At 41.4% G+C, this 10,790-nt stretch carries 9 protein-coding genes; 5 read left to right on the top strand and 4 right to left on the bottom strand.

Features of this window, described 5'->3' with window-relative positions; genetic code table 11:
• Positions 1-1,316 (top strand): LptF/LptG family permease (locus WBM49_RS04450; RefSeq protein WP_424370861.1); only part of this gene is annotated, 1,316 nt, incomplete at its 5' end.
• A complete protein-coding gene (ribB, locus tag WBM49_RS04445; protein WP_424370860.1) occupies positions 1,316-2,458 on the top strand; it encodes a 3,4-dihydroxy-2-butanone-4-phosphate synthase in 1,143 nt (380 codons plus the stop codon). The genes WBM49_RS04450 and ribB, both read left to right, overlap by 1 nt.
• On the opposite strand, the gene WBM49_RS04440 is transcribed toward ribB, so the two are convergent.
• From WBM49_RS04440 to WBM49_RS04425, 4 genes are read right to left on the bottom strand one after another with little or no spacing between them, the layout of a single operon-like run.
• Positions 2,455-3,657: a DegT/DnrJ/EryC1/StrS family aminotransferase gene (locus WBM49_RS04440; RefSeq protein ID WP_424370859.1), complete on the bottom strand. Its 1,203-nt coding sequence runs from the start codon at positions 3,655-3,657 to the stop codon at positions 2,455-2,457. The two genes, ribB and WBM49_RS04440, sit on opposite strands and share 4 nt — an antisense overlap.
• A 17-nt stretch (positions 3,658-3,674) precedes the next feature.
• The gene (locus WBM49_RS04435; protein ID WP_424370858.1) at positions 3,675-4,310 is read right to left on the bottom strand and encodes a nitroreductase family protein; all 636 of its coding nucleotides are present in this window, start codon (positions 4,308-4,310) and stop codon (positions 3,675-3,677) included.
• Position 4,311: 1 nt separating this feature from the next.
• Positions 4,312-5,067: a sulfite exporter TauE/SafE family protein gene (locus tag WBM49_RS04430; RefSeq protein WP_424370857.1), complete on the bottom strand. Its 756-nt coding sequence runs from the start codon at positions 5,065-5,067 to the stop codon at positions 4,312-4,314.
• Complete coding sequence (locus WBM49_RS04425) at positions 5,034-5,357, bottom strand: hypothetical protein (RefSeq protein WP_424370856.1); 324 nt, start codon at positions 5,355-5,357, stop codon at positions 5,034-5,036. The genes WBM49_RS04430 and WBM49_RS04425 overlap by 34 nt, the downstream gene beginning before the upstream one ends.
• A 571-nt stretch (positions 5,358-5,928) precedes the next feature.
• Between WBM49_RS04425 and WBM49_RS04420 the strand changes: the two genes are divergently transcribed.
• The 3 genes from WBM49_RS04420 to WBM49_RS04410 all read left to right on the top strand — a co-directional run.
• On the top strand, positions 5,929-7,089 hold the full coding sequence (locus WBM49_RS04420; RefSeq protein WP_424370855.1) for a N(5)-(carboxyethyl)ornithine synthase: 1,161 nt from the start codon (positions 5,929-5,931) through the stop codon (positions 7,087-7,089).
• Positions 7,090-7,275: 186 nt separating this feature from the next.
• On the top strand, positions 7,276-8,112 hold the full coding sequence (locus WBM49_RS04415) for a GLPGLI family protein (RefSeq protein ID WP_424370854.1): 837 nt from the start codon (positions 7,276-7,278) through the stop codon (positions 8,110-8,112).
• Positions 8,113-8,161: 49 nt separating this feature from the next.
• Positions 8,162-10,790: carboxypeptidase regulatory-like domain-containing protein (locus WBM49_RS04410; protein WP_424370853.1), on the top strand; the 2,629-nt coding region annotated here is incomplete at its 3' end.

Below are 10,790 nucleotides of genomic sequence, written 5' to 3'. Positions count from 1 at the left end.
ATCTCACCGAAAAGGTATTGCCTCTTACGGTCCTCCTTTCCTCTATCCTCACTTTTGGCTCCCTTGCTGAAAATTATGAATTTGCCGCCATGAAGGCCTCCGGGATCTCTTTACAGCGGTCTATGGCAAGTGTCATCGTACTGGTGGTTATTCTGGGAGGAGTTACCTTTTACTTTGCCAATACGGTGATCCCCGCGTCCGAACAAAAAATTTACACCCTGAGAAGGAATATTGCCAAGGTTAAGCCTGCAGCGGTGATTGAAGAAGGTGTTTTTAGTGATTTTGAAGGAATGAACATCAAAGTAGATGATAAATTTGGGCAAAATGACAAATACTTAAGAAATGTCATCATTCACAAAAAATCGAACCTGCAAAAGAACAATACGGTCATAAAAGCGGCCTCCGGAGAACTTATTAGCAGTGAAGCCTCAGATATCATCCAATTAGTATTGGAAAATGGCCATTATTACGAAGAATTGGTGCCTAAGGATAATGATGATCGCAAGCGATTCCCATTTGCAAAATCGGACTTTAAGACCTACACCATCAACATAGAGATCCCTGAAAATACCCAGGATCTGGAAGAAGAAGGAAATGTGCGCACCGATAAGATGAAGAACATATCCCGACTCAAAAAAGACATAGACTCTATAAAGAACAACAATCTTAGCGTGGTGGGGGCTTTTTCAAAAAACATCACTACCCGGATGGGTGCCTTTGTCCCGGTATCCGAAAAAGATTCTACGCTTTCTGCAGGTATCGACATAAATAAGAATAATGATTCCCTCGCTTCCTTAGAAAAGACCAAGGATTCTGTGCTTACAACCAGTGATGTGCTTGGATTATACCAGTATTGGCAACAGGCACAGATCCTCAGTGCTGCGTCTAATTCCATTTCGAATATTGTTAATTCAGTAAGTGGTAAAAAACAAGAAATTCAGAACAAATACAAGATCTATAATATGCATATCCTTTCTCTGCATAAAAAATATGCGCTTGCCCTGTCTTGCATCATCCTGTTTTTTGTGGGGGCCCCACTGGGTGCCATCATCAGAAAGGGTGGTCTTGGCTTACCCATGGTGATTGCCATTGTCCTGTTCCTTACCTATTATTTTATAGGTGTTTTTGCAGGAAATTATGCTAAAGAAGGCAACATAAACCCAATCCTGGGTGCCTGGTTATCTACCTTAATAATGTTACCTTTGGGTATTGTTTTAACGAAGAGGGCTACTGCAGATAAGGGACTGATGAGTTTTGGCCATGTATGGGATATCATTGCAGAAGCGGTTAAAAAACGGTTTAAAAGAAAGACCTGATGATTGTGGATAAAGAAAAAAAAATACAATTGAACACTATTGAAGAGGCCATTGCGGATATCCGCCATGGAAAAGTGATCATAGTGGTAGATGATGAGAATAGAGAAAATGAAGGCGATTTTATTGCTGCGGCTGAAAAGGTAACGCCGGAGATGATCAATTTTATGGCCCAGCATGGAAGAGGTCTTATCTGTACGCCCCTTACTGAAGAGCGCTGCGGTGAACTAGACCTTAGTATGATGGTACAAAACAATACCGTTCTTCATCACACCCAATTTACAGTGTCCGTAGACCTTATTGGTAACGGATGTACGACAGGTATTTCCGTACATGACAGAGCAAAAACCATTAAAGCGTTGGTAGATCCTGAGACAAAACCACATCAGCTGGGCAGACCTGGACATATTTTTCCATTGCGGGCTAAAAATGGTGGAGTTTTAAGGCGTACCGGCCACACAGAGGCAGCGGTTGATTTCGCCAGGCTTGCCGGCTTTGCACCCGCAGGGATCCTCGTTGAAATATTAAATGAGGACGGTACTATGGCGCGCTTGCCCCATCTTGTAGAAGTGGCCAGGAAGTTCGATCTTAAACTTGTCTCTATTGAAGACCTGGTTGCCTATCGTATGCAGCACGATAGCCTGATCGTAAAAAAGGAATGTTTTGACGTGGAGACCAGATTTGGAAATTTTACGCTTCACGCCTACCAGCAAACTACGAACGAACAAGTTCACATTGCACTTACCAAGGGATTTTGGAAACGGAACGACGCAGTGCTTACCCGCATCAATTCTACCCTGGTTAATAATGATATCCTGGGCACCTTGACGAATAATGCAGAACAAAAATTAGATGATATGTTCCGTGCCATCAATAACGAAGGCAATGGGGCCATTGTTTTTATTAATCAGACCAGCGAATCGCTCAATTTACTGTCTCGTTTAAAGGGACTAAAGGAGAATCAGGCGAAAGGGCTCATGAAAGCACCCGGTATAGACATGGATACTAAAGATTTTGGGATTGGCGCTCAGATACTTCATGATCTTCACATTAGCAAGATGCGGATCTTAACCAATAGCGGGCAAACCAAACGCGTTGGGATCGTTGGGTATGGACTAGAAATATTAGAATACGTGCCCTACTAAGCTTCCGTTAGTATAGTATCCAGAACCCGATGAAGGGTTGTTGCCCTATGGGCTACTTCTTCCTCGGACCAACTCAATTTTATCAGGCAAGATACGGTTCTACCCATCCAATGATCGGAAGCTGTAAAGTTTTGAGTTTCTTCGTTTAAAACCCTCTTTTTTATTTCCTCAGAAACAGGACCCAGGCTATGTAATTCCTTGAGGTGATCCCATTTCGTATGGTAGTGCCAATTATTGTCAAACCAGTAGAAACAAGCATCCACCCCGGCCCCTACCAGTTCTTTTTGAGCCTTTCTGGCCAGGGTTTCGGTAGGTAAAAAGAAATTCAGAAAGGAATAGTTCTGTACTCCCCCGTCCGGAACCCGTCTAAGCGTGATCCCCTCTAATTTTTTAAGGGAAGCTTCTAGGATATGGTAGTGTCTTTTCTGTATGGCCAGGAAATCGTCCAGGCGTTTCACTTGTGCCAAACCTACCGCCGCATGCAATTCGGAAATACGATAATTATACCCTAAAAAAGGATGTTTCTCTGCTCCCCTATCGGTCCCTACATGATCATGTCCGTGATCCGAATAGTGATCTGCATGTGTATAAAAGTCTTTGTTGTTGGTTATAATACCACCTCCCTCCCCACAGGTAATGGTTTTCACAAAATCAAAAGAAAAGCATCCAATATCCCCATAACTCCCTAGGGGTTTACCGTCGTAACTCCCCCCAATAGCCTGACAAGCATCTTCAATAAGTATCAATTGGTGTTTCGTACAAATAGCCTTGAGCGCCTTTAGATCTGCCATGGAGCCGCACATATGTACAGGCATTACGGCCCTGGTGCGCTTAGTAATTGCTTTTTCTACGGCTTCTGGTGCAAGGGTGAGTGTATCATCAATATCCACCAAAACAGGAATGGCCCCTAAAGACAAAACAGCTTCAAAACTGGCGACAAAGGTAAAGGTAGGCAGGATCACCTCGTCTCCGGCTCCAATACCGGCACTGGCCATGGCCACCGTTAAAGCGGCGGTACCACTGCTAACCGTATGGGCAAAGCTGGTTTGCATTCTTTTTGCCAACGCTTGCTCCAGTTCCTTTGCTTTCCAATGTCCTTGGCGCATCCCGTCGAACCCATATCGCATCAAAACCCCGGAATCTAAAACATCCTGAACTTCCGCTCTTTCCAGTGCTCCAAAGAATTCAAATCCTGGCATAGCTACTATTTTACATCTTAATAAATACGAATAATAGACTCAGAAAGGTCTCGCCTAACTTTTTTCATTTCTGCAAAGAAATCGTCCTGGGCTCTTTTCCCTATGGGTAATACCAGGACAGATGAAAGTCCTATGGGACCAAGCCCCAGGTGTTCATCATAGGCAGCCGGTATAAAGCCTTCCATTGGGCAGGCATCAATATGTTCCAAAGCGCAAACGGTCAGCAAATTTCCCATAGCCAAATACGCCTGATTAGTGGCCCATTGCCGCACTTCTGCGATCTCTTTTTTAGAAAAACTATCAACAAGTGCATCTTTAAAAGGCGAAATGATCTTTTCGCTGGTACCACGCACTTGTTTTACCCGTTCAAAGTATTTCGTTATATAATCCTGATCAATATTGGTTTCAATACAGATCACTAAAACATGCGATGCCTGTGCCACTTGTTGCTGCTTATAAGAGAAAGGCACAAGGGCTGCTTGCATTTCTTTATTTTTAAGCACCACCAGCCGTATGGGTTGCAGCCCATAAGAAGTTGCAGTTAGGTTAAAGGCCTTTACCAACTTTTCTAGTTGTTCTTCCGCTAAATAGGCCTCTGAATCAAATTTTTTTACCGCGTACCGCCATTCTAATCTTTCAATACTGTCTCCCATTTTATGTAAAAAACCATAATTTAATTGCCATGGCGATCACCATGATCACCAAAAAAGTTTTAATAAAGCCATCCCCTTTCTTTACAGACACCCTGCTAGAAAACCAGGCGCCTAAACCATTCCCTATAGCCAATACCAGGCCTACTTTCCATATAACCTTATCATTCAGTATAAAAACAGCAAGGGCAGCCAGGGTGTAGATACAGACTACGGCCACTTTTGTGGCATTGGCCCTTACCAGGGTCATATGATGAAAATAATGTAAAAATAGAAGAATAACGAATCCAATACCTGCATTGATGAACCCTCCGTAGATCCCAATAAAGAAAAAGACGATCATCCCAATCCAGAGGTATTTCCCAGTGAGCCGCTCCTGCATATTCTCCAGGTTGATCTTTGGCTTAAATACAATGATAAGCACTACGATGACCATGATAATGGCAAGTATCCTATTAAAGGTCTCTCCTTTTATATCCACTGCAATAGAAGCACCAAGTATAGAGCCAAGCAAGGCTGCGATCCCCAGGTAAATATTAAAAGGGAAGGTAGAGACTCCTTTGCTTTTAAACCCTGCCACGCCTATGGCTGTTTGAAAGGCGATTGCCACTCGGTTAGTACCATTAGCCACGCTAGGGGGAAGACCTAAAAAAATAAGTACAGGAAGGGAAATAAGGGAAGCACCACCGGCTATTGTGTTGATAAAACCAACTACAAAACCAACAACTACCAACAAGACATAATGGTACCATGCTTCCATGGCGCAAAAATACAGCCTAAATTATAAAGTAAGGAGGCGCCAATACGATTTCTTAAAAATATAATTAGCGATCTTACCTTCCGGCCAAAGGAGAGCCAAAGATACCTACCCCAAGTCCTGCCCAAAGCAGTAATAAGGAATACATTGAGCCCTAAAGTGAGCAGTACTTTTCTTTTGTTGTTCTTTACTTTTCTCCAGATCAGATCACCCATGAGTCCGGTTCCCAATAAAAGCACACCTGCCACCAAGAAATCGGCTGTGTTCCAATTTACTTCAGCTGTAATTTGCATAGCTATAAGAGGGATGAGTATGAGTAAAACACGACTTATTAAAATAAGGGTGAACCTTTTGTTGTGTGCGATCATGATTTCTACTGAATTAAGATTATAAAGTATACTTTATTTGAAGCTCAACATTCATCCATTGTATTGATTATCAATGAAATATACCCTAATTTTAAGAAAATTATCGTGAATTCTTTCATTTATTTCTGTATCCTGTTGAGGGTTTTATGCGTAACCCCCTAGTTGCTATTTTTGATATTTGACCAAGCACGGCATTGCTTTTTTGTCTGAGTTCGATTTTCCAGGGTAATATTCATTTGAGAATACATAGAACTTTTCTTTAAGGTGGGGGTTAATGAAGTATCTTTGAGGCATACTTTTTTTCTGTTACAAGTACATATCTATTCGCGCTTCTGCAGAGAATCTCTTACGCTTACTTCATAAGCCCTTTATTTTGATGAAGTCCTCGTAGCCAGTTTAATGCCTGATCACAAGGAATTACAGCATTCACAGTATTTTTTTTAATCGTACGCTTTGCTCAATTCATTGCTTTGCAATTCGTAGCATTCCAAAACACATGGCTTTATTAAAAATGGGAGTTATAGGGACTTCCAGAAAAGAAGATGAAAGACGCGTACCTATACATCCCGAACACCTATTACGACTTCCTGAAAAGATACGCAGGCAATTAATTTTTGAGAAAGGGTATGGTGCACCTTTTAATATGGAGGATGCAGCACTCAGTAAATTAACCGGTGGAATAGCAACCCGCAGTGAACTATTATCAGACATTGGTGCAGCTATTATTGCAAAACCCATTCTATCCGATCTAGAAGATCTGAAGGAGGGCGGCCTTATTTGGGGATATCCCCATTGTGCCCAACAAATGCAGATCACTCAAACGGCCATCGATAAAAAATTGACCCTGATCGCTTTCGAGGATATGTACGTCTGGAATCCTAACGGACAAATGGGCCGGCATACCTTTTATAAGAATAACGAAATGGCCGGCTATTGTGCGGTTATTCACGCGCTGCAATTAAAGGGTATAGATGGACATTACGGCAATCAGAGAAAGGTGATCATCTTTAGTTTTGGGGCTGTGAGCCGGGGGGCCATCTATGCCTTAAAAGCCCATGGCTTCAGGGATATTACTATCTGTATTCAACGACCGGATCACGAAGTAAGAGAAGAAGTTTTGGATGTACATTATACCCGACTAAGAAAAGGAAATCCCGGTGAGCCTCGCTTGATCGTGGTAGAGCACGATGGAACCGAAAGATCCTTATCGGATTTGATACACGAATCGGAAATAATAATCAATGGCACCTATCAGGACACGGATGATCCTATGGACTACGTGAAAGAGGATGAAAAAGACATACTTAAACCCGGGACCTTAATAATTGACGTAAGTTGTGATGAAGGGATGGGGTTTTATTTTGCAAAACCCACCAGCTTTAAAAATCCGATCATTGCCATAGACAAGATAGATTACTATGCAGTAGATCATACCCCAAGTTATTTTTGGGAAAGCGCTTCCAGGTCTATTTCAGCAGCCTTACTTGTTCACCTCCCTTCGGTAATAGCAGGAAGGGATCATTGGGATAAAAATATGACGATCAAAAATGCCATAAATATTGATAAGGGGGTTGTTGTTAAAGACACTATACTTAGATTTCAGCATCGCGATGCGCACTATCCCCACCCTGTGAAGACGGTGGTAAACCATATCTAAACTCCTTTGCCTATATCTATTTTTGGAACTATCTTTTTTAAATAAATGCAGCCCAAAGGCTGTCTTCAATCCATTGCAACTTGGATCAATGCCCTTTTAAGTTGTGTTAATATTTTGATAAACAGCGAAATATTGTTTAATCTTTACTCTATATTCGTTCAACACAATCAACAAAATTGCCTCTTGATGAAACCCATTCTGTTTAAAGTTATTATTCTTTCCTTTTTGCTATTATTCTCATTTAAACCCAATGTCCAGGAATTTCAGGGACAGGCTGTTTATTTCTCAAAATCTACCATGGAACTGGGTAGTTGGGGCGCAAGAATGAGTGAAGCTCAAAAAAAACAAGTTCAGGCCCGTTTAAAAAACAGATTGGAAAAGACCTATGTCCTGAATTTTAATAAAGTGGAATCTGTATTCAATGAGGAGGATAAATTAGATGCCATGTCTGGCGCTACAGATTCATGGGGGAAAAATTTTGCACAGGGTGAACAATACAAGAACATCAAAGAAAACGCCCTCGTTCAGAGTCAGGAATTTTACGGAAAGCAATTTTTAGTAAAAGATAAGTTGCAAGCCATAGATTGGAAGATGGGCACCGAATCTAAGCAGATAGGACAATATATGTGCTTTAAAGCTACGGCTTCTGTCCCCTCTGCTGAATTGTCATGGTATGACTTTTCCTGGAGTGATCTAACTCCTCCTGCCAAAGAAACCGATTCTACAATCATAGGACAAGCTGAGACTCCAGAAGTAAAAATGACAGAAATAGAAGCCTGGTATACCCCACAAATACCGGTAAGTCACGGACCGGCAGAATATTGGGGGCTTCCAGGTCTTATCCTAGAAGTAAGTGCTGGCAATACCACCATATTGTGTTCCAAGATTGTGATGAATCCTCAAGAAAGTCTTAAGATTGAGGCCCCAGACAGAGGGAAGGAAATTACCAAAGATGACTATAGGGCAACCATTCAAAGCAAAATGATTGAAATGAGAGATAACAGGGGAAGAAGAAGAAGTTAAGCTTGTCCATATTCAAAACCTTATCCACTCCAGCCCGTAATACACATTCATGAAAAAAATAGTTCTTCTAGCGCTACTTTTTGTAGCCCACTCTTTCTACGCCCAAATCAAAGTTGAGGGCATAGTGCGGGATACCTTGAATAGCCCTTTGGAATTGGCCAATGTGATTGCTATAAATCAGGAAACCAGTGGTTTGGAATCCTATGGCATTACTGACGAACAAGGAAGATTTAAATTAGAGCTGGCGAAAAATCGCACTTACAAAATACAGATCAGTTATATTGGAATGAAGACTTTCGTAGATATCCTGACTACAAAAGAAAGTGATATTACCAAAGATTATAATTTACAGGCAGACAATGCCTTAGATGCGGTAGAACTTGTCTACGAAATGCCAGTAAGTGTTAAAGGAGATACCCTAGTGTACAATGCAGATTCCTTTAATACCGGTACAGAACGCAAGTTAGAAGACGTACTTGAAAACTTACCAGGCGTAGAGATTAATGAAGACGGGCAGATTGAAGTAGAAGGCAAGGTGGTTAACAAGTTAATGGTGAATGGAAAGGACTTTTTTGATGGGGATACCAAGTTAGCCACCAAGAACATTCCGTCTAAAGCTGTTGATAAAATACAGGTTTTGCGTAATTATTCTGAAGTGGGACAGCTTAGTGGCGTGGGCAATAACCAGGATAATGTGGCCCTGAACATTAAGTTAAAGGAAGGAAAGGAAAATTTTTGGTTTGGGAATATCACGGCCGGAGGCGGAACTTCGCCAGACAACGAGCTTTATTTAGTGCAGCCAAAACTTTTTTATTACAGTCCCAAATACAGCCTTAATTTTATAGGAGACATGAACAATACGGGTGAGGTGGCCCTCACACGACGAGATATAAGAGCTTTTGGCGGTGGTTTCAGGGCGCCAAGTAGAAGTAGTGGAACTAATATAAACTTAGGGGATAATGGTCTTAATTTCCTGACAAGTCAGGGTAATGCACTCGAAATTGAGAATAAATTAGCGACAGGCAATTTTAGCTATTCACCCAATCAGGCGCTAGATCTGAGTGGGTTTCTGATCTATAATAGCAGTCGAATACTTTCTAGGGAAACGAGTTTTGTGCAATATACAGATCCAGACCTCGGTATTCCTGACGAGGCCACTGAACAGTCGAGCAGAGAACGATCAAATCAGGGGTTATTAAAACTTAGTGCCTCCTACCAACCAAACATCAATAACCAACTAGATTATGATGTATTAGGCAGGATATCAAACGATTCACAGATCCAACAAATTTTTTCTTCTGTGATTGGAAATACAGATCAGCTCGATGAGGTAACACCCTATAGTATCAATCAGAATATAAATTACTATTACACTCTTAATGAAAGCAATATTTTTGCTTTCGAGGCTCAGCATCTTATAAGGAATGAAGACCCGTTCTATAATGCTCTTTTGGTGAATGACCCAAATGGAGAAGATGCCTTTGATACTACCGCAGATGCTCTGGGCCTGGATACCTCCCTTACCAACTATGATCTTGGTCAGAATCGGCGTATTAAGTCGAATCAATTAGATGCAAAATTGGATTATTACAACATTCTGAATGCAAAGAGTAATATTAACATTACGCTGGGTACCATCCTTAGTCGGCAGGAATTCAATTCCAATATTTTTCAGTTTTTAGGTGATGGAACTCAATTAGATCCTACCCCTACAATTAATGATGGGCGCGCCACTAACGATACAGAGTACAATTTCAGCGACATCTATCTGGGCGTGCATTACCGATTTAAAAAAGGTATGTTTACTGTTACCCCTGGTTTTTCGGTACATGCCTACCAAAATAAAAATATACAATTCGGGGAACTTTTTGAGGAGAACTTTTTTCGTTTTTTACCAGATTTTGAAACCCGGATACAGTTTAAAAAGAGTGAAGCGCTGACCTTGCGATACGATATGAGAAACCAGTTCACAGATGTGACCAGATTGGCCCAGGGATTAGTATTAAATAACATTAACAGTATACAATTTGGGCAACCCGACCTGCAGAATGCTCTTTCACATAATGTAAGCCTGTTTTACAGTAGTTTCAACCTCTTTAACTATACCAACGTTTTCGCCAGAGCGGCCTACACCAGCAATATTGATCAGGTACGAAGCTTAACGACTTTCGAGAATGTAATCCGTACAAGCACTTTTTTCAACTCAAATTTTGCCGATGAAAATGTCAATATCTTTGGGCGCGTGCAGCGAACTTTTGGAAAGATCCGGGCGAGCCTGAACTCTAGTTTTAATTATAGTAAGATCAATCAGTTCATCCAGGGACAACAATCCCTCAATGAAGGCTATACCCAGACATACACACCGGGTATACGCACTAACTATAAGGAAGCACCCAACGGTAATTTGAGTTATCGATATAGCGTCACCAACAATAATCAGGGAAGTCGAAAAACAACTTTTGTCACCAATGCTCCCTCTGTAGAGGTAGATGCTTATATCTGGAAAAGGGTCACCTTCCGCACAAACTATACCTATACCAATCAGGACCTTGGCAATGGCGAATCACAATCGTTTCAGAACTGGGATGCTTCTATTTCATACAGAAAAGACAGGGACGCCAAATGGGAATATGAAATTAGGGCCACGAATTTATTAGACATAGACTCTCAAGTTAGAA

It is taken from the genome of Muriicola sp., from assembly GCF_049669965.1.
GTDB lineage: Bacteria > Bacteroidota > Bacteroidia > Flavobacteriales > Flavobacteriaceae > Muriicola.
Note: the sequence above shows the minus strand (reverse complement) of the source record. Positions and strands in the feature narration are given on the sequence as shown.

Coding starts and splice junctions, on each gene's coding strand:
- ribB (WP_424370860.1), top strand. CDS start 1,316: ATGATTGTGGATAAAGAAAAAAAAATACAATTGAACACTATTGAAGAG.
- WBM49_RS04440 (WP_424370859.1), bottom strand. CDS start 3,657: ATGCCAGGATTTGAATTCTTTGGAGCACTGGAAAGAGCGGAAGTTCAG.
- WBM49_RS04435 (WP_424370858.1), bottom strand. CDS start 4,310: ATGGGAGACAGTATTGAAAGATTAGAATGGCGGTACGCGGTAAAAAAA.
- WBM49_RS04430 (WP_424370857.1), bottom strand. CDS start 5,067: ATGGAAGCATGGTACCATTATGTCTTGTTGGTAGTTGTTGGTTTTGTA.
- WBM49_RS04425 (WP_424370856.1), bottom strand. CDS start 5,357: ATGCAAATTACAGCTGAAGTAAATTGGAACACAGCCGATTTCTTGGTG.
- WBM49_RS04420 (WP_424370855.1), top strand. CDS start 5,929: ATGGCTTTATTAAAAATGGGAGTTATAGGGACTTCCAGAAAAGAAGAT.
- WBM49_RS04415 (WP_424370854.1), top strand. CDS start 7,276: ATGAAACCCATTCTGTTTAAAGTTATTATTCTTTCCTTTTTGCTATTA.